This window comes from Bradyrhizobium sp. TM102 (assembly GCF_009176685.1).
In the GTDB taxonomy this organism is placed as follows: domain Bacteria; phylum Pseudomonadota; class Alphaproteobacteria; order Rhizobiales; family Xanthobacteraceae; genus Bradyrhizobium; species Bradyrhizobium ottawaense.
This window is the reverse complement of the sequence record NZ_AP021855.1, coordinates 2,716,419-2,733,790: the sequence shown is the minus strand read 5'-3', so window position 1 is coordinate 2,733,790 and position 17,372 is coordinate 2,716,419. Positions and strand designations below refer to the sequence as shown.

Here is a 17,372-nt window from a genome sequence, read left to right as displayed (position 1 = left end):
CAGCCTGCAGAGGCCACGATCCTGCGGTCGGGAAATCGACCCGGCCCGGCACCGCATTGCCGAACCGAGTGAATAGCTTCAATACACGTGGCTGAGTGTGAAGCACCGCTGCAAGCGGCTCCGGTGTGGGCCAAATGAAAAGGGCCTCCAAATGGAGGCCCTCGATCTCGATAACGTTCGTCCTGTCAGTTGTAGTCCGAATATTTGAACTGCGGGAGCGCCTTCAACTGCTCCTTGTTCCCGCTCATGACGGCGTGATCGGGGACCCAATCGTTGGTGTTGCGGCTCGTGGCGTTGGTCGAAGCCGCGCCGGTCGTCGTCTCGCGGGAGGTGGTCGAAGTGCCGGTGGAGCTGGTCCGGACCGGCTCTTCGACGAACTTCAGCTTGTCCATCGAAACGGCGATATCGTGCTCGCCCATTCCCAGGAAGCCGCCGACGCCGATCACCACTGCGCTGATCTTGCCGCTCTTGTCGACGAGCAGTTCGTTGATGTCGCCGAGCTTCTCGTTGGCTTCGTTATAGACGTTCAGGCCCATGAGCTTCGAAGCGCGCCAATTGTCCTTCAGCATCATCTTATCGGCCGGCTGTGCGGCGGCCGCCGGAGCCGCTCGATCAGCAGGCGGGGTGGATTGCGCCAACGCAGCGCCGCTGATCAGAGTGCTGGTGATCAGAGCTGCGGCAAAAATAGTCTTCATCGATCGTCTCCTCCAGTGAACCAGCATCCAGATGGATGCCGCCCGCCAACGCGTGAATGTTCCACTTGTTCCCGGTTGGGCACTCGGGCGGCGGCTCACAGCGCCTGTTTCCTGCGGCTATCGCTATCGCCGCATCGCGCGCCCCGCCTACGCCTATTACGGCGGATCTTATCCGGTCGTTCGGCGCCACTGGCATCGGCACCACCGCCATTATGGGCGCGGCCTTTTCCTTTACATCACTTGCGAAGTTTTCCGCTCACCACCATCCGCCGGACAACGGGTCGTGCCGCTCGAAGGCAAGCCGTCGCTCGGATGCCCTTTTCGATGATTTGGCCGAGCGCTTCGGATGCGGACGGGCCTCTGCGGAGATTCGCGCGGGCGGTTCTTTCTTAATCTGGTCGAACGGTGCTGCAGGCATGGCGGCCATGGCTTCACGCATTTGCTGCCGAGGTTCTTCAGGAGTTGGATCTGCCTGGGCGATCTTCGGCACATCGGCGCTCAGACGCGTATCGAACACATCGGCGCTCAGACGCGTATCGAATACGATCTTCTCCGGTAATCTTCTTGCCGACGTGATCCGGATGATGGTTCTGTCAGGATCTGCCATCGCTGCAGGCTCGCCGGGAGCCGGCAAGTACCGGTCGGCAGCGAACAGCAAGGTCAGCAGGAGCCCGCCGACGAAGACGAAATATCGAATGATCGGCATGACCGCTCGCAAACAAGAATAAGAAACAAGAATAAGGGTGAGGTATTGGGCGGGGCCGGGCTGGCGGGAGGCGGGCCGCCTGCTCAGCGACCCGCCTCCCGGGACTTAGTCGATCTCTTGGACGACCGTGCGCGTCGACGGATCGACCAGCATCACGCGTTCGCCCGAGTAGACGTAACGGTACCTGGTGAGCGAGGGGCCCCAATCGGCGGGCACGGCCTCGAGCTCGACCTCGCGCGGCACCGGCTGGCCGACCACGATTTTCTCTCGGGTCTGCACCGGGCGCACCTTGTGTTCGGTCACGTAGGTACGAATCTTTGTGCGGTATTCCGGCTCGATCTGCACGGCGGCGGCATGGCCGGTGCCGGTGGTGGTGACGACGGTCGACTGCGCCAGCGCGCCGGTCGAGATCAGCTCAGCAGCCGCGCACGTCAGCATCAGCTTCTTCATGGGTATCTCCTCACCGCAGGATGCGGCTTGCGAGAACCCAGGGACCGATGACAAGGTTCCAAAGATGTTGCCACTTTTTCCCGACGTCGCAGGACCCAATTTGGCCGAAGGGCCCGCGCGGCGTTCGCTAAGGTCGCGGTGTCGGCTGCGGCGGCGCAGCGGGTTGCTGCGAAGGTGCGGCGGGCGGCTTGGGCTGCTCCGCCGGCGCAACAGAATCTCCCCCGCCGTGTGGCACACAGGTGCCCACGTTGCTCAGCAGTTTTTTCGCCTCGAGATCGCGGGCCTTCCTGTAGTCGCTACGCCGGTCGATTCTTGCGGCGGCCACACGGTCCCAGGCATCGAACGCATCGGAGTAGTGCTGTCGCATTTGCGCTTCGGCGGACAGGCAGTCACTGAACTTGTCGAATACGAGATCGGTATTGACGGGGGCGACGCCACCCACGAGGACCACAAGCATCCATTTCATGGTGTCCGCCTACGTTCGCGCCCGCACATCGGGAACGGTGTTATGTCGGCAAAGTTCCGGCCGGGTCACCAGCCGATCTCTCTGACGAACATACTGAAGCGCCGCGAACGAGAGAGACCTGCGTGCACCATCGATATCCAATCTGCCGGAGCAGAAAAAAGGCCCCAGCTCGCGGGGATATCGGGGGCGTTCGAGCTGAGGCCATACGGGGTCGCCCTTGGGGAAGGGCATCGGGAAAACTTGGCAACCGAGGGAATGTTCCTGCCTAATTTTGAAGGCGACGGCATCACTCGCCCGGAGCGATCGCGTTGCTCGGCGTCGGTCGGTCGGTGATCTGCTGGCCGAACAGGCTGCCGATCAGTTCGACCGCCGTGCGCGCGGTCCGGCCGCGCTCGTCCAGGAACGGATTGAGTTCGACGATGTCGACCGATCCCACCACGCCGGAATCGTGCAACAGCTCCATGATCAGGTGTGCCTCGCGATAGGTCGCTCCACCCGGCACCGTGGTGCCGACGCCCGGCGCCACGCACGGGTCGAGGAAATCGACGTCGAAGCTGACATGCAGCACGCCGTTGCTCGCCTTGACCCGCTCGATGACGCGCCGGATCAAGACGGCGACGCCGAACTCGTCGATCTGACGCATGTCGACGACCCTGATCCGGCGCGCGCGCATCAATTCGTTCTCGAGCTTGTCGATCGAGCGCGCACCGAACAAATCGAGCCTGTCAGGGGTGATCGAAGCGCGCGGATCGTCGCCGAGCAGGCCCTCGAGGCCGGGCTCACCACACAGGAACGCGGCCGACATGCCGTGCATGTTCGCCGTGATCGTCGTCTGCGGCGTGTTGTAGTCGGCATGGGCATCGAGCCAGAGCACGAACAGCTCGCGTCCACGCTCCTGCCAATGACGCGCCATGGCATTGACCGAACCCATGGACAGTGTGTGATCGCCGCCGAGAAAGATCGGCAGCGCGCCGGTTCTCGCGATCTCATGGCCTCGTTGGCTCAGAACGCGCGTCCAGCGCTGGATCTCGCGGTAGTGATTGGCCCTTTCCGGCGGCCTGTCGGTGAGGTCCCCGACTTCGGCCACGGAAAGATCGCCGTAGTCGACGACCTCGAAATCCAGGCTTTCGAGCAGTGTCGCAAGGCCTGCGGTGCGCAGCGCCGCGGGGCCCATCAAGGTGCCGCGCTGCGAAGCCCCCATGTCGATGGGAGCGCCGAGCAAGGCGATGCGCCGGCCTCGATCCGTCACGGTCCGATCGGTCACGGCTGTCTCCTGACATCAACGAGCCACCGCCAGCCTAACAGAGATTCGCACCCGTCGTTTCCCGGGGAAGGTCCGCCGTGGACGTCCTATCGTTCGGAACAAAATCCCGCGCGCTGAATTGCCCATCCAAGGCCGGCACCCGCCGTAAACCACGGCGCCTGTCGCGGATAGCCAAAGGTCATCAAGACCCGCTGTTCAGAACGAGCGCTCGCGCGGATAGCCAAAGGTGCCGGCCCATCGTCAGGTCTGGAGGTCGCGCAGTTGAGCACGGAGATACCGGAATCCACCTCGCAACCCGGCATGGCCGAACGTGCCATCGATACTGCGGCGGACGTCTCCCGCACGGTAGGCGAAGTCGCGGGAGGCCTGCACGCAGCGGTCGATCGTCTGACCTCCGCAGTCGAGGAATCGCGCAAGCCCGGCGGGGCACTCGCGACGGTCGCAGCGATCACGCGCGAGGCGCCGCTTGCGAGCCTGTTCGTCGCTTTCCTCTTCGGGGTCGCGGTCGCGCGGCGGCGATAGAAGCCGCCTCCTCAGGCAGCGCTGGCCGCGTCGAGCTCGGTTGCCAGGAATTGCTTTTCGAACGCCTCGGCAGGCATCGGACGGCCGAAGAAATAACCCTGTCCTTCCGCGCATCCCATGCTGACCAGGAAGTCGGCAGTCGCGCGGTTCTCGATGCCTTCCGCCACGACCGTGAGGCCGAGCTGCTTGCTGAGGCCGATGGTCGAACCGACGATCGCGGCATCGTCGGAATCGGCGAGCAGATCGAGCACGAACGAGCGGTCGATCTTGAGCCCGTCGAGCGGAAACTTCTTCAGATAGCTGAGGCTCGCATAACCGGTGCCGAAATCGTCGAAGAGGACGCGCACCCCGAGCTCCTGAATTCGCTTGAACATGTCGAGCACGCGGCGTTCGTCCTGGATCAGGATGTCTTCGGTCACCTCGATTTCGAGCAGTGACGGGGTAAGCCCCGTCGCTTCGAGCAACGCCGCAACCGAATGCGCGAGATCGCCGGAGTGAAGCTGCGAGGGCGACAGGTTGATCGCAACACGCACGCCGTTGCCGGATATTTCCCAGTCACGCGCCTGACGACAGGCGGTCTCCATCACCCAGTTCGCGATACGCTCTGACAGTGCCGAGGTGTTGACCACCGGCATGAATTCTCCGGGCGAGACGTAGCCGCGCACCGGATGCCGCCAACGGATGAGCGCTTCGGCCCCGATAAGGCTGCCGTCGATCAGACGAACCTGGGGCTGGTAGAACAGTTCGAACTCGCCGCGATCCGCCGCAAGCGCCAACTCGCTCTCCAGCGTCAGCCGGTTCTCCAGCTCCTGCCTGATCGCAGCCTCGAAGATCACATGGCTGCCGCGCCGCGTCATCTTTGCCTTGCTCAACGCCAGATGAGCATTGCTGAGGAGTTCGTCGGCGCTCTGTCCGCCTTCGCCGTAGACCGCGACGCCGATGCTGATCCTGACACGATGCTGGCGCGTGCCCGTCGCAAGCGGCGTTTCGAATGCACGCGCGATCCGCTCGGCGAACTTCGCGATCGGCTCACCGCCATCTGCGGCTTCGCGCACAATGGCGAATTCATCTCCGCCGAGCCGGGCGACGATCGCCCGATCTCCGGCCTGACCCTCCAGGCGAATGGCGACCGCCTGCAGCACCAGATCTCCCGCCGAATGCCCCAACGTATCGTTGATGCCCTGGAAGCCGTCGAGCCCGATGACGAGCAACGCGACTTCGCGAGGCCGTCGCTCTGCATTCGCAATCATGCCGGCCAGTCCGGCATGCAGCGTGTTGCGATTGGCAAGACCGGTCAGCGCGTCGTGTTCGGCAAGATATTTGACGCGTTCGGCTTCCCGCTTGCGGACCGAGATGTCGCGCAGGATCGCGCCGTACTGAAAGCCGTCCGTTCCCTGCCAGCCCGAGAAGCTCGCCTCGACGGCGAAGGTTTCGCCATTCTTGCGCCGGCCCTCGAACTCGACAACGACCGCCCCGCCCGGAACCAGCAGCGCCTGGCGCGCGGCGTCGTGCATGGACGGCCTTGCATCGCCGTCCACCGGCACGGCGCATAGCGTTTCGAACGGACGGCCGATCATCTCCGCCGGCGCGTAGCCGAAGATCGTGCTCGCGCCGGGATTCCAGACCGTGATCCGGTGATCCTCGTCGGTGCAGACGAGACCATCGCCAAGCGACATCGCGATGCGGTGAAAGCGGCTCTCGGCGATGCGTCCCAGGAGACTGCGGAAATCGATTTCGTCCAGCGCAATCGCGGCCAGATAGGCAACGATCGCGATGTGAAATAGCGATGTGTCGATGACGAGGGGCCATCTTGCCTGCACGAGGGCCGCGACCAGCTCGATAGCCACCCCGGAGGCGATCAGGACCGCGACGCGAATTCCTGGCGCGAGGCGACGCCACGCATACATCATCAGCAGGCAGATCACGCCCAGACCCAGGATCATGCCGATATCTGATGTCCAGTGCAGCATCCGGCCCTGGAGGATCGATTCTGCGGCCAGCGCCTGGAGGACCGGCCCCGAGACGATCCTGCCGTTGGGAACGCTGAACCGGTCACCGAGCTCGAGCGCGGTGGCGCCGACGATGATCTTCTTGCCTCTCACCTTGTCGAGAGCCGCGGCATCGCCGCGCAGCGCGTCGACATAGGAGACGCTCGGAATGGAGGTTGCACGAAGGCTGAAGTCGATCAGGAAGGGCGGCCGCCGGTTGGCATCCTGCCCGGCCAGCACGACGGCCATCGACGGCATCAAGGCATCGCCGAGCTTCTCGCCGAACGGATAACGACGAACGAGCCCGTCGGGTTCGACCGCGACGTTGACGACGGCCGGCCACGACTGGTTGCTGAAACCCTTCAGGGGGCGATTGATGTGCGCCGTGCCGCCATTCGGCGTCGGCTGCTTGAAGGACGGCAGGATCGTCGAGCCGCCGACATCGCGGAGCGCCTTGACGAAGGCCTCGTCGGACGCCGGATCGGACGGCGTGCTGAAATCGACGTCGAACGCGATGTCCCCCGCGCCCGCCGCCTCGAGCCTGCGCAACAGCTCCGCGTGGAGCCGGCGCGGCCACGGCCACACCCCGATCTGATCGATGGACGGTGCGTCGATGGCCACCACGACGACATTGCCGCTGGCCGCTCGCGATTGCCAGCTGAACCGCAGATCAGTGAGCGCGTTGCGAAGCGCACCATGCCATCCCGTGGACAGCACGATCGCAAGCGCGATCACGACGAGAATATGCGGCCGATAACGTTTCACCCGATCCTCCCGCGCACCCGCTTCAACGGATGCGCCCCCTCATCCCCTGGGAAACCGCCTCAGCGCCTGTTGTGGCCGTAGGCATTGCCATGGCCGTTGCCGCCGCCGTTCCCACTGCCGTTGCCGTTGTTGCCCCTGCCGTTGCCGGTGGCACCATGGTTGCCGTTGCCGTTGTTCCCGCTATTTCCGTTGCCGTTGTTGCCGGAATTGCCGTTGCCGCCGGAGTTTCCGTTGTTGGCGCCGGGGCTGTCGCTGGATGCACCGGCTGCCGCTGCCGCGATCGCCGCACTCGCAGCCGAGGCGCTGCTGCCAGCAGCTGCCGCACCGCTCGTCGTTGCCGCAGTCTGGACGGAGCTGTTGGATGCCGGCGTATTGGATTTGCCGTCGCTCCACACCGTGTCAGGACCGGCGTTGGCGTTCGCGTTGCGCACCTGTCCGGGAGCAACCGCGCCGTGGGCGAGCCCATTCGTGACCTTGTGGACATTCAGCCTGACTTCGCCGAGCGAGCTCGAGATGCGCACGACGCCGGCCTTGGAAACATGACCTCCAGCCGCCTGATGCGACGGCTTCGGCACGCCAGCCGCCTTGGCCCCCTTGTCGATGGGACCGAGCGCATGGATCGCATGGCCGCTCGCGGCATTGCGCGGCGCCGACAGGCCCGATTTCGGTACGGGGACACGCTCGATCGTCGAGGCGCGCGGCTTGCCATGCTCGATCGGATTGAACGTCCCCGCGCCGCTCAAGCTGAGTCCAGGCTTGCCGTGCTCAAACACGGTGGCCGCTTGTCCCGGCATGACCTGGGCAATCTGTCCCGTCTTGAAGTCGGAGACTTCGACCTGGCCGCGGAGCACGCCGACCTTGGTGCTGCCAGCTCCCACCGTGACGCTGAACTGCGTTCCCTTGACCACGGCGGCGAGATAGGGCGTCTCGACCTCGAAATGCTTGACGTTGCGCTTCTCGACCTCGAGCAGGATCGATCCCGCCCGCTGGATGATGGTGGTCGAGAGCCCCTCCTTCTTCTCCGAGGGCAAGCCGATCACGGAGTTGGGAGAGATCAGAATGGTCTCCTCGCCGCGGACGAGCAGCACCCGGCCGTTGCGTCCGGTGCGGATGGTATTGCCGGGCTTGAGCGTCGCTTCCTGGTTCAGCGAGACCTGTTGCGCGCCGTCGGTCGCGACCCACACCTCGCCGGTGGCCTTGCTGACCGACCAGACGCCATCCTCCGCGGTAAACGCAGCGGAAGCCGTTCCAAGGGTCAGCGCCGCCACGAGGGCACACCGCATTCCAATTCTGCCAAGCATCACGATCCTCAGTCCGCGTTACAGCCGGAGCTGAGGGGTATCCGGAAATCACTCAAGAGAGGATTAGCGGGAAGCGGCCCGTGCAGTGGCAGCATTAACCAATCATTGACCATAAAAAACTATGAAAAATCATGCGGATAACGAACCCTTACCGCCCCATCGCAAAGTCTCCGTCAAACTACGGAGAGAGATTCGCGACGTACGTTGAGCAGCGGCATCTCATTACCGCGTTGGTAATGGTGGTACCGATCTTTGCGGGAATTTCCCAGGCGTTCGCACAACAGGCGAACCAGCCGGGTTTCGATCCGCGCCAGCCCGAGAAATATTTCGATAACCAAACCGAGCGGGAATCGCTGAGCCGGCCTCCGGTCCGGCTTCCGGGTGTCGGACAGCCCAACACCGGCGGCGATACCAAACCGCAATTCGTGCTGCGCGGCGTCAACGTCAGCGGCGCACACACCGTATCCCAAGATCGGATAGCCGCGATCTATCAGCCCTATCTCGGCAAGCAGGTCTCGCAGGCGGATCTCGCCGCGATCGCCGGCGCGATCAGCGATCTCTACCGCGCCGAGGGGTTCCATCTGAGCCGGGCCATCGTGCCGCCGCAGGACATTGCCGACGGCCGGGTACGGATCCAGGTGATCGAAGGCGCCATCGTACAGGCCGAGCTGAAAGGCGACGGCGCCGAGCAGTTCGGCGTAAGGCCGATGCTCGAGCCGGTTCTGGCCGAGCAGCCGTCGCGCCTCGCAACGCTCGAACGCCAGCTCTTCCTCATCAACGGCAGGCCGGGCGTCCGGATCACCGATACCGCGCTGGAGGAGATCGGTGGCGCGACCGGCCGCTTCCGTCTCACAGTCGTTTTGAAGACCTGGCACGCCTTCTCCTCGTTCGGTCTGGACAATCTCGGATCATCTTCCGTTGGCCCGTGGCAGAGCTACGCCACCGGCGCGTTCAACTCCTACCTCACGCCCGGCGACACGCTGGCAGTCAACCTGTCGACGATTGCCAACGATCCTCGCCAGCTCGGCTTTGCGCGGCTGTCCTACGACACGCCCGTCGGCGTCGACGGCGTGCGCCTCGGCGCTTCCGCCCTGTACAGCGCGGTCCGGCCGGGCGATGCCCGCCGCCTCGACAGCGATATCACGACGACCGAGGCGTTCGAGCTGCGCGCCAGCGTCGTCCCGCTGCAATCGCAATCCTCCACGCTCACGCTGACTGCGGCGACGACCTTCAGCAATGTGTCCGAGCACGACCGTTACGGTCCCTGGTACAACGATCATATCAGGACCGCGAGCCTGACCGCCGACTACCGGCTACAGGATCGCTTCGGTGGCACCAATCTTGCGACGCTGACCTACCGCCAGGGCCTCGACATCTTCGGCGCCTCGCATTTCGACGACGACCTGTTGTCGCGCGACGGCGCATCTTCGAACTTCTCGGTGCTGAACCTCTGGTTCACGCGCTACCAGACGCTCAACGATACCTGGTCGCTCAGGCTCTCCGCGGCGAGCCAGACCGCATCGCGGCCACTGTTCACCTCGCAGCAATTCTATCTCGGCGGCGTGGCCTTCGGCCGGGGCTATGGCGCAGCCGAGATCAGCGGCGACAACGGCCTTGCCGGCTCGCTCGAACTGCGCTTCGACCAGAAGCTCAATTTCCGCTACTGGACCGGCTATCAGCTCTACGCCTTTGGCGACGGCGGCGCCGTCTGGAACGACGGTTACCGCCTGAGTGACGGCCTGTCGCTCGCATCGGCCGGGGCCGGTGTGCGCTTCTTCCTGCCAGAGGATATCCAGGCCGATCTCGGCGTAGCGGTGCCCTTGAGCTACCGGGCACCGGACAACGAGCGCCGCAGCCCCCGCTTCCTGTTCACCCTGTCGAGCGCGTTCCGGCTCTGCCCCGAACGCGGCAAGTCCGGCTGTTCGTAGCCACCCCGCGGTCCTTTTTGCGGGCTTGCTCACAGACTTGCCTAAATTTAATCCCGTAAGCTGCTCACGATCGCTCGATCCGGGAGTTCCCAATGACCATGTTCAGTCAAATGTGATTTGAGATGAAACCATGAAGAGGGTGTTTGCAATCCTGGCGTTTCTCTGCGTCCTCGGCGTCGGGGAATATTTCGTCGTTAGTCGGTTCGCGATCCGCCATGAGACTTTGGCGCTGTTCGACGCCTCGCGGCAGCGGCCGATCTCGGTCGACGTGGCGGTGCGGCGCGATTACGAGACCAAGGCGAATCTCGGCCTCTGGAAACTCCCGCTCGCCATCATCAGCAACGGCAACACCGTCAAGGCCACCGAATACTCCTTCCTTGCCAACGTGCTTGCCGCGCGCGGCTATCTGGTTGCCAGCATCCAGCAGGACCTGCCGAGCGATCCGCCGCTGATGACCCATGTCGGTCAGCAATATGTCGGCCGGCGCGAGGTTTATATCCGCTGCGAAGCCAACATTCTGTTCGCGCTGGACAAGCTGAAGAAGCAGCACGAAAACGTCGATTACGACCACATCACCCTCGTCGGTCACTCCAACGGCGGCGATGTCTCCATGTATGTTGCCCATCAGCACCCGGAGCTGGTGTCGAAGGTGATCACGCTCGACAATCTGCGGGTGCCCTTCGTGGTCAGCGACGGCATGAAGATCCTGTCGTTCCGGTCAAAGGATCCGCATTTCCTGACCGATCCCGGCGTGCTGCCGACGCCGGAAGAAGCCAAGGCGCGCGGTATCGATATCGTCCACACTGGCGCGCAGCACACGGAAATGAGCGATCGCGGTCCCAACTCGGTCAAGGAGAAGATCCAGGAAACGCTCGACCGTTTCCTGCGCGACAGCGCCAGCAGCGCGCTTGCGCCGGCTGATACGAAAACCCCGATGATCATGAATCCGGGCGACTATTAGCCCGGAACGCTTTGCGGCAGATCAAGGCGGCTCCGAGGCGCCGGGATAAAAGGGCGATATAGCCTCGGAGAGTCACGTGTCGCACTACATTGAAAGTCTGGATACGAGAAATCTCGATACGAGAAGTCTCACGAGAAGTCTTGGCCTGCCCGCGGCGAGGATGCCGGCTTTCCTACGGCATCTCTATCGTTCGGCCCGCAAGCTGCTGCGGTCGATCATCGCCCGGATTGATCTCTCGCAATTTCCGGGATCGTGCTGCGGATAAGCATGGCGGCCGCTAATCGATGCATGAAAGTTACCCTATGCACCAGCATTTGAGACGAATTTGCCTGCTGCTTGCCGTAACCTCGAGCTTCGGCACATCGTCGGCTCTCGCGGCCAATGCCGATCACGGTGCGGACCTCGCCAAACGCTGGTGCGCAAGCTGCCATGTCGTCGCGAACGGCCAAACCCAGGCGAGCGCTGACGTCCCCTCCTTTGCCTCCGTCGCGCGCAGGCCGGACTTCAGTCCGGAGAGGCTCGCCTTCTTCCTGCTTGATCCCCACCCGAAGATGCCGAATTTTCCCCTGAGCCGAACCGAAGCCGGCGACATCGCGGCCTACATCGCTTCGCTGCGCTAGTGGCACGCCGAGCACGACGCTCGCCACACATGCAAATCCCTGCCGGAGGACCGGCAGGGATCAGCAGAAGGACGACAGACGGCGAATGTGGTCATTCGGTGGCCCGTCATAGATCTGAGCCGGCATCGAGGTTCGGATCGCCACGCCGCGCAAGTTCTATTGTGGGCATGCTGCGCGCGCAGAGAATCAGGACTTCCCTTTGCCCTGTTGCATGAGACTGCCGGTCATCTGGCGCATGTGATCTCCGGCGCTGGTGAACTGGCTGCGCAGGAAATCGGACTGGATTCGCATCGCTTCCTGAAGGTCGGTGGCATGAACCAGCTTGCGCGCATGCTCGAAGGCCGACTTCATGTTCTGCTCAGTGAAAACCAGCGCCTGCTTCGACACCTCCGTCCCCGGTCCTGGAACGGACGACATCGATTTGGTGGCGGCGTCGAAAAACATGCCGAATGCCTTCTCCGCCTGATCAATTGTCTTCTCGGCCAGGTCGCGCAGTTCGGCCGGAACTTCGAGCTTCGGTTCGATCATGGTCGCACTCCTCCCGTTTTCCCAATTGAATACCACACTTGCCGGATCGCCTTCCAGCGGCCAGCCCGCGTGGAAACGTCGCCGGCGATCCGGCTCCGGCGGGAAAACGAACGGGAAAACGAGAGAGACGGCGTAAGGCCGGCGCTCGGCCGGGCTCAGGACAAGGGGTGCTCGGGCAGAATTTCTTCGGTGGCGAGGTCTTCGACCAGCTTGATGACCTCGAAACGCTGTCGAGGCGCGAGCTTCAGGAACGCGCGGAGCAGGCGCAGGCTTTCGACCGTGCCGCTCGCCGGCGCGCCGAGCTTGAGGTGCAGTTCAGCCGCGAAATTGAGGTTTTTCATCTCGCACCTATGACAAGCATCGGCTTCGTGACCCGCTCAAGAACCGAACGCCATAACAAGACGCCATACAGGACCCATGGCGACGAACTCTCGGCCGGGTGGCCCCGGCGGGTTGGCACGCCGAATGACATGTCCAAACGACAGGCTCAACCATCTGGTTGCAATTATGTCAAGGAACAACCCGTCCGGCAAGCCCAACAGTGCCTAAAGCGATGCTTCGTCTGCATCGCACCACGGCAATTCCGGATAACAGGTATATCGACCGCCGTCACCCACCTGCGTCAAGAAGCGTCATCAATCACGCACGCAGCTCCAATCGCCGTCGATCGGCACAACGTTTCTGCTTGTTTCCGATATGAACGGACATTCGGCTGCGAATGAGCCCTTCTCAGTGCCTACACGTAATTGTTGAGTGCGACCTCGGCGGTTGTATTAACGGCAGAATAACGATCGATCTCGCAAGCCGGATATGTTTCCGCCGGTGAACCGTTGTCCATGAACGAACGACCAAGCCGTTGCGACACGGCCACGCAGACAACGGGCGCCATGGCTGAAAACTCTTCGATTCGGGCGCGCCTCAGCACCAAAGGACGACGGCATGCTTTCTCGCTGCGATCTCATCAAGGGCGCCGCGGTCGCGCTTTTCACCCTCTCGATACAAGGCGCATGGGCGCAGGAGACCAAGATGAACCTGTTCAAGATCGTCACCATCAAGGACGAGATCGTCGTCGGGTTGTCGGCGGAGGAGCTTCAGGCGCTCGGCGGCAATGATGCGAGCGCGGTTGCGCACGCGCTGGCGCAGAAGGGCGATCTCACGGTCTGGCAATATAACGTGCATCGCGGCCCGAACGGTGAATTGCAGCAGGCGCCGACCGCCAGGATCGGGCTTTTGGCCAACGCCTCGCTCCGCGTCGAACCCTATTCGACGCCCTACCAGATCGTCCCGCATCCGTGAGCGGCAAACTGGCGCGCCCGCGGCCCAAACCGCAGGCGTGCCGTTGTCATCTGCGCCGCCCTGCCTGCCGTGTCCCCGTTTCCGTCGCAAAACCGTAGATCAGCGCCAGCCGGTCGAGGCACTCGCGAAAGCGTCGCGCAAAATAGTCGTTCCAGCGCTGCGTACGGACAGCACGACGCTGCCCGATCTGATCCATGGTCAGGCCCAGCACCAGCACGTCGTGCACCAGCGCAGCGCCGTCGGTCCCGAGTTCGCGCTCGACCTGGTTCAGCCGCAGCACCGCCTGGCGCTGGCTCTCGGTGACCGGCTCGCGCGTGCGCGCGCCATCGACATATTCGCGGGTCGGGTCCATCGCCTGAGGGCCCCGCTCCGCTCTCTCCCAATCGTTCTGGAAGGCGCGCCCGCCGAGAAATTGCGCCTCATCGATCTGGTGGTGTGCATGCAGCCGTCCCAGCGGATCGCCACGGATCGACCGGATGGCCACGATCTTCTCACCAGCATCGAGCGCCAGCGGATTGTCGACCTCGACCTCCGCCACTTCGGCATTGAATGGCACGTCGCGGGACCGCCGGTCGTGGATCTGCGCCAATTTGTAGGACTTGTTGCGTCGGACACGAGCCACTTGGATACTCCTTGCGAAATCGACGATGAAACGGGTGAGAGTTCAGGCCGCGAAGACCAGCTTCAGCACGACGGGACCGGGGACACGGGCGGACGCAGCCCCGGAGCGACGCGTCAGGCCCGCATGCGGGGCGCAATAGCTGGAGCCCGGCTGGCGCGGATGGCCGCAGAAGGCGATCTCCTCCCCGTCCTTGTCGCCGCCATAGGGATAGCGGCAGTCGGCCGGATCGAGGTCCACCAGTTGGATCAGGCGCGGCTGAACGCCGACGCAGCGCAGCTTCACCCGCACCGCAGGCTTCATTGCGGACTTCGGCGGCACGTTCAGATTCGGTAGCACCGCGCGGCGCGGCGAAACCGGGGCCTCACCCGGCAAATATGGCGCGACCGATGGGCTCACGATCCATTCCGGCATGACGAGCCCGAGCCGCTTGGCGCGGCCGATCACCGCATTGCGCGTGTAAGCCGTTCCAAACCTTGCGTTAATCTGCCTTCCGATTTCCGCATAAGACATGCCTTTGAGAAAATAGTCGCGAAGCGCGTCGGAGTGCTCCGACGGCCAATGACCCGGTTCCATGCTGCTGTCCTGTGATGCGTCTCCTCCGATCGCACGACCGGGGCGAAACAGACATTCCGGTATTCCGAAGCACAAGTCAAGCGATAATTCTGATATTCATAATTGCAATAATTCCGAATTTCGGATTACAAGAGCGAGACGATGGGTAATCGAGGGAATCACCATGTTGGACGTTGCAATGATCGAGCGGGGCCTGGAAAAGACAGGCAAGAGCAAGGGCGGCCTCGCGGCGGCCATGGGCGTGCGGCCCGGCGCGGTCTCGGAGATCCTCGGCGGCGAACGCCTGGTGAAGGCCTCGGAAATCATTCCGATCATGGAATATCTCGAGCTCAATCTCGCGCCGATCATGGGCCGCGTCGGTGCCGGCGCCGTGATCGAGCCCGATTACGAGCAGGTCCCCCCGGAGGGTCTCGGCGACATCGCGCTGCCCTTCCCGATCATGGAAGAGACTGTCGCCTTCGAGATCGTGGGTGATTCGATGCTGCCCAAATACGAGAGCGGCGACGTGATCGTGGTCTACAAGGATCAGCGCCATCCGCTGTCGAGCTTCTACGGCGAGGAGGCCGTGGTCCGGCTCAAGACCGGCGAGCGTTATTTGAAAACGATCGAGCGGGGGAAAAGCCCGTCCGTCGTCAATCTCACCAGCTTCAACGCCAAGCCGATCGTCGGCGTGAAGCTCGATTGGGTGGGTGAGATCTGCCTGTCCATGCCCAAGGGCCAACTCGAGCGGCTGCGCGCCAAGTCGGCGCGCCCCCGCAAGAAGGGCAAGTAGGGCATCGGCACGGCCGCCGATTTCGCTTTTTCGAAATCGGCCTTGACTTGATTCTGTTTTTCGGAAATAATCTGCCGCGCGCCCGCAATGGGGGGCGCGGCAGAGTCGTTTTGATGCAATATTTCGTCGTGATGATCGACTATGGACGGCGGGGCCGCGAGGCGGTCGTCGACCCCGAAATCACAAGGCGTGAGGTCATCTCCCGCATCGCCTCGGGCGAATACCGGAATGTCTCGTTCATACACGAGATCGCCGGGAGTTCGGTCGAGGACGTCACCGAGGCGATCCTGACAGAGGCCGCCCTGCCCCGGATCCCGCCCGAAGACGTCGACCTCCAAGCAATTCACCTCGATCACGCCCGCGATGTGCGCAAGCATGAACGGACGTGACGCAGGCCCGGACATCACACCAGAAGGACGGTCGATCCCGTGGTCTTGCGTGCGGCGAGATCGGCATGCGCCTTGGCGGCGTCCTTCAACGGATAGGTCTGGTGCACCTCGATCTTGACCGCACCGGACTTGACGACGTCGAACAGCTCGTTCGCCATCGCGACCAGATTTTCGCGCTTGGCGGCGTAGGTGAACAATGTCGGCCGCGTGACGTAGAGCGAGCCCTTCTGGGCCAGCAGGCCGAGATTGAGCGGCTCGACCGCGCCGGAGGACTGACCGAACAGCGCGGCGACGCCGAGCGGCGCGAGACAATCCAGCGATTTCAGGAATGTGTCCTTGCCGACGGAGTCATAAACCACCGGGACCTTCTTGCCGCCCGTGATCTCGTCGACCCGCTTCACGAAATCCTCGCGGGTGTAGATGATGACGTGGTCGCAGCCATGCGCCTTCGCGAGCTTGGCCTTCTCGTCGTTGCTGACGGTGCCGATCACGGTCGCGCCGAGGTGCTTGGCCCACTGGCTCAGGATCAGACCGACGCCACCGGCCGCGGCATGCAGCAGGATTGTATCGCCCGCCTTCACCCGATAGGTCTGCCGGATCAGATATTGCGTGGTGAGACCCTTCAGCATCATCGCCGCCGCGGTCCTGTCGTCGACCCCCTCAGGCAGCTTCAGCAGGCGGTCCGCGGGGATCAGCCGCGCCTCGGAATAGGCGCCGAGCGGCGAGGCGCCATAAGCGACACGGTCGCCCGGCTTTAGATCGGTGACACCGGGCCCGACCTCCTCGACGACACCGGCGGCCTCGCTGCCGAGCCCGCTCGGCAGTTGCGCCGGATACAGGCCGGAGCGGTTGTAGATGTCGACGAAATTGAGGCCGACGGCGGTGTGGCGGATGCGCGCTTCGCCCGGTCCGGGCTTGCCGACGCTGACCTCCTCCCAGACCAGGACTTCCGGACCGCCGGTCTTGTGAAAACGAATGGCATGCGTCATGGGCGTTACTCCCTTATCGTTGGTTGAGGCTCCGAAAACCGGATCGGCCGCAGAAATAGGCATTCAGTCCGCCCGTTACAGTACAGACACGTAACAAGAATGTCACAGCGCGCGACAAACGTCCGCCGTTCCATCTCCGTTCGATAGAGTTGATGACGTGCCTGGAGCGACCGGCAGTAGCTTCTGCGCGGGGTTTGGTTGTCGCCTGCGAAGGAGAGCCGAGATGCCAGCTTATGTACAGCATCATCAGGACATCGAGATCGCGCCTGTGAATTGCCCGGCATGCATGGGGTTCCTGCCGATGTATGTGCGCGAGGTCGAGCCGCATTGGAGCCTTGCCAAGATCGACTTTGTCTATGAATGCGCCGATTGCGGCGCCGAGGTCAGACAGACGATCCGCAAGCCGGAGCTGCTGCGGCACTGATCGCGCGAACGGCGAGCCGCGCAAATATCCGCGCCGACACGTATTTGCGTCGAGCGGAAAAAGCGCCGTCCGTGCGGGTCTGATGCCTCCCAAACGAGGCTTGTTCTTTGCCG

The 17,372-nt window shown here is 63.3% G+C and carries 20 protein-coding genes; 8 read left to right on the top strand and 12 right to left on the bottom strand.

The features are described 5' to 3' along the window. Window positions 1-185 precede the first annotated feature (185 nt). From GDN70_RS12860 to rocF, 5 genes are all read right to left on the bottom strand, one after another. Window positions 186-695, bottom strand: coding sequence for a PRC-barrel domain-containing protein (locus GDN70_RS12860; RefSeq protein ID WP_097668452.1), 510 nt, complete (start codon window positions 693-695; stop codon window positions 186-188). A 256-nt stretch (window positions 696-951) separates the two neighbouring features. Then, entirely contained in the window at window positions 952-1,401 is a 450-nt protein-coding gene (locus tag GDN70_RS12850; protein WP_097668450.1) for a hypothetical protein, read from the bottom strand. Window positions 1,402-1,506: 105 nt separating this feature from the next. Next, window positions 1,507-1,851, bottom strand: coding sequence for a DUF1236 domain-containing protein (locus GDN70_RS12845; RefSeq protein WP_152102602.1), 345 nt, complete (start codon window positions 1,849-1,851; stop codon window positions 1,507-1,509). Window positions 1,852-1,978: 127 nt separating this feature from the next. Beyond that, complete coding sequence (locus tag GDN70_RS12840; RefSeq protein ID WP_028142629.1) at window positions 1,979-2,317, bottom strand: hypothetical protein; 339 nt, start codon at window positions 2,315-2,317, stop codon at window positions 1,979-1,981. Between the two features lie 286 nt (window positions 2,318-2,603). Continuing rightward, window positions 2,604-3,581: an arginase gene (rocF, locus tag GDN70_RS12835; RefSeq protein WP_028142630.1), complete on the bottom strand. Its 978-nt coding sequence runs from the start codon at window positions 3,579-3,581 to the stop codon at window positions 2,604-2,606. A gap of 261 nt (window positions 3,582-3,842) precedes the next feature. On the opposite strand from rocF, the gene GDN70_RS12830 reads away from it, so the two are divergent. Beyond that, window positions 3,843-4,103 (top strand): hypothetical protein, encoded by a 261-nt coding sequence (locus GDN70_RS12830; RefSeq protein ID WP_028142631.1) that lies wholly within the window; start codon window positions 3,843-3,845, stop codon window positions 4,101-4,103. Between the two features lie 11 nt (window positions 4,104-4,114). Here GDN70_RS12830 and GDN70_RS12825 read toward each other — a convergent pair whose 3' ends face one another. After that, a complete protein-coding gene (locus GDN70_RS12825) occupies window positions 4,115-6,856 on the bottom strand; it encodes an EAL domain-containing protein (RefSeq protein ID WP_152102601.1) in 2,742 nt (913 codons plus the stop codon). 59 nt (window positions 6,857-6,915) lie between these two features. After that, window positions 6,916-8,157: a FecR family protein gene (locus GDN70_RS12820; protein ID WP_173015795.1), complete on the bottom strand. Its 1,242-nt coding sequence runs from the start codon at window positions 8,155-8,157 to the stop codon at window positions 6,916-6,918. 131 nt (window positions 8,158-8,288) lie between these two features. Here GDN70_RS12820 and GDN70_RS12815 point away from each other — a divergent pair, with 131 nt between their 5' ends. The 3 genes from GDN70_RS12815 to GDN70_RS12805 all read left to right on the top strand — a co-directional run bounded on the left by GDN70_RS12815 (window position 8,289) and on the right by GDN70_RS12805 (window position 11,666). Beyond that, on the top strand, window positions 8,289-10,085 hold the full coding sequence (locus GDN70_RS12815; RefSeq protein ID WP_152102599.1) for a ShlB/FhaC/HecB family hemolysin secretion/activation protein: 1,797 nt from the start codon (window positions 8,289-8,291) through the stop codon (window positions 10,083-10,085). Window positions 10,086-10,215: 130 nt separating this feature from the next. Beyond that, window positions 10,216-11,046 carry an alpha/beta fold hydrolase gene (locus GDN70_RS12810; protein WP_028142635.1) on the top strand — a complete coding sequence of 277 codons (831 nt, stop codon included), beginning with the start codon at window positions 10,216-10,218 and terminating at the stop codon, window positions 11,044-11,046. Between the two features lie 302 nt (window positions 11,047-11,348). Beyond that, window positions 11,349-11,666 carry a cytochrome c gene (locus tag GDN70_RS12805; protein WP_152102598.1) on the top strand — a complete coding sequence of 106 codons (318 nt, stop codon included), beginning with the start codon at window positions 11,349-11,351 and terminating at the stop codon, window positions 11,664-11,666. A gap of 186 nt (window positions 11,667-11,852) precedes the next feature. Here the strand turns inward: GDN70_RS12805 and GDN70_RS12800 are convergent, their stop codons facing one another. Then, on the bottom strand, window positions 11,853-12,194 hold the full coding sequence (locus GDN70_RS12800) for a phasin (protein ID WP_028142637.1): 342 nt from the start codon (window positions 12,192-12,194) through the stop codon (window positions 11,853-11,855). Window positions 12,195-12,349: 155 nt separating this feature from the next. Beyond that, window positions 12,350-12,535: a hypothetical protein gene (locus GDN70_RS34915; protein WP_028142638.1), complete on the bottom strand. Its 186-nt coding sequence runs from the start codon at window positions 12,533-12,535 to the stop codon at window positions 12,350-12,352. Window positions 12,536-13,133: 598 nt separating this feature from the next. On the opposite strand from GDN70_RS34915, the gene GDN70_RS12790 reads away from it, so the two are divergent. Continuing rightward, entirely contained in the window at window positions 13,134-13,490 is a 357-nt protein-coding gene (locus GDN70_RS12790) for a hypothetical protein (RefSeq protein WP_028142639.1), read from the top strand. Between the two features lie 46 nt (window positions 13,491-13,536). On the opposite strand, the gene GDN70_RS12785 is transcribed toward GDN70_RS12790, so the two are convergent. Both GDN70_RS12785 and GDN70_RS12780 read right to left on the bottom strand, forming a co-directional pair. Then, window positions 13,537-14,112 (bottom strand): hypothetical protein, encoded by a 576-nt coding sequence (locus tag GDN70_RS12785; RefSeq protein ID WP_028142640.1) that lies wholly within the window; start codon window positions 14,110-14,112, stop codon window positions 13,537-13,539. 42 nt (window positions 14,113-14,154) lie between these two features. Next, on the bottom strand, window positions 14,155-14,685 hold the full coding sequence (locus GDN70_RS12780; protein WP_028142641.1) for a GcrA family cell cycle regulator: 531 nt from the start codon (window positions 14,683-14,685) through the stop codon (window positions 14,155-14,157). A gap of 163 nt (window positions 14,686-14,848) precedes the next feature. On the opposite strand from GDN70_RS12780, the gene GDN70_RS12775 reads away from it, so the two are divergent. Next, the gene (locus GDN70_RS12775; protein WP_018644790.1) at window positions 14,849-15,457 is read left to right on the top strand and encodes a S24 family peptidase; all 609 of its coding nucleotides are present in this window, start codon (window positions 14,849-14,851) and stop codon (window positions 15,455-15,457) included. Window positions 15,458-15,570: 113 nt separating this feature from the next. After that, window positions 15,571-15,846 carry a hypothetical protein gene (locus tag GDN70_RS12770; RefSeq protein WP_028142642.1) on the top strand — a complete coding sequence of 92 codons (276 nt, stop codon included), beginning with the start codon at window positions 15,571-15,573 and terminating at the stop codon, window positions 15,844-15,846. Between the two features lie 14 nt (window positions 15,847-15,860). Here GDN70_RS12770 and GDN70_RS12765 read toward each other — a convergent pair whose 3' ends face one another. Continuing rightward, complete coding sequence (locus tag GDN70_RS12765) at window positions 15,861-16,835, bottom strand: quinone oxidoreductase (protein ID WP_028142643.1); 975 nt, start codon at window positions 16,833-16,835, stop codon at window positions 15,861-15,863. Window positions 16,836-17,058: 223 nt separating this feature from the next. Between GDN70_RS12765 and GDN70_RS12760 the strand changes: the two genes are divergently transcribed. After that, window positions 17,059-17,259 (top strand): hypothetical protein, encoded by a 201-nt coding sequence (locus tag GDN70_RS12760; RefSeq protein ID WP_028142644.1) that lies wholly within the window; start codon window positions 17,059-17,061, stop codon window positions 17,257-17,259. Window positions 17,260-17,372 lie beyond the last annotated feature (113 nt).

What these genes read in the sequence shown, in the direction of transcription:
- GDN70_RS12860 (WP_097668452.1), bottom strand. Translation starts at nt 695, where the DNA reads ATGAAGACTATTTTTGCCGCAGCTCTGATCACCAGCACTCTGATCAGC.
- GDN70_RS12850 (WP_097668450.1), bottom strand. Translation starts at nt 1,401, where the DNA reads ATGCCGATCATTCGATATTTCGTCTTCGTCGGCGGGCTCCTGCTGACC.
- GDN70_RS12845 (WP_152102602.1), bottom strand. Translation starts at nt 1,851, where the DNA reads ATGAAGAAGCTGATGCTGACGTGCGCGGCTGCTGAGCTGATCTCGACC.
- GDN70_RS12840 (WP_028142629.1), bottom strand. Translation starts at nt 2,317, where the DNA reads ATGAAATGGATGCTTGTGGTCCTCGTGGGTGGCGTCGCCCCCGTCAAT.
- GDN70_RS12820 (WP_173015795.1), bottom strand. Translation starts at nt 8,157, where the DNA reads ATGCTTGGCAGAATTGGAATGCGGTGTGCCCTCGTGGCGGCGCTGACC.
- GDN70_RS12815 (WP_152102599.1), top strand. Translation starts at nt 8,289, where the DNA reads ATGCGGATAACGAACCCTTACCGCCCCATCGCAAAGTCTCCGTCAAAC.
- GDN70_RS12810 (WP_028142635.1), top strand. Translation starts at nt 10,216, where the DNA reads ATGAAGAGGGTGTTTGCAATCCTGGCGTTTCTCTGCGTCCTCGGCGTC.
- GDN70_RS12805 (WP_152102598.1), top strand. Translation starts at nt 11,349, where the DNA reads ATGCACCAGCATTTGAGACGAATTTGCCTGCTGCTTGCCGTAACCTCG.
- GDN70_RS12800 (WP_028142637.1), bottom strand. Translation starts at nt 12,194, where the DNA reads ATGATCGAACCGAAGCTCGAAGTTCCGGCCGAACTGCGCGACCTGGCC.
- GDN70_RS34915 (WP_028142638.1), bottom strand. Translation starts at nt 12,535, where the DNA reads ATGAAAAACCTCAATTTCGCGGCTGAACTGCACCTCAAGCTCGGCGCG.
- GDN70_RS12790 (WP_028142639.1), top strand. Translation starts at nt 13,134, where the DNA reads ATGCTTTCTCGCTGCGATCTCATCAAGGGCGCCGCGGTCGCGCTTTTC.
- GDN70_RS12780 (WP_028142641.1), bottom strand. Translation starts at nt 14,685, where the DNA reads ATGGAACCGGGTCATTGGCCGTCGGAGCACTCCGACGCGCTTCGCGAC.
- GDN70_RS12775 (WP_018644790.1), top strand. Translation starts at nt 14,849, where the DNA reads ATGTTGGACGTTGCAATGATCGAGCGGGGCCTGGAAAAGACAGGCAAG.
- GDN70_RS12770 (WP_028142642.1), top strand. Translation starts at nt 15,571, where the DNA reads ATGCAATATTTCGTCGTGATGATCGACTATGGACGGCGGGGCCGCGAG.
- GDN70_RS12765 (WP_028142643.1), bottom strand. Translation starts at nt 16,835, where the DNA reads ATGACGCATGCCATTCGTTTTCACAAGACCGGCGGTCCGGAAGTCCTG.
- GDN70_RS12760 (WP_028142644.1), top strand. Translation starts at nt 17,059, where the DNA reads ATGCCAGCTTATGTACAGCATCATCAGGACATCGAGATCGCGCCTGTG.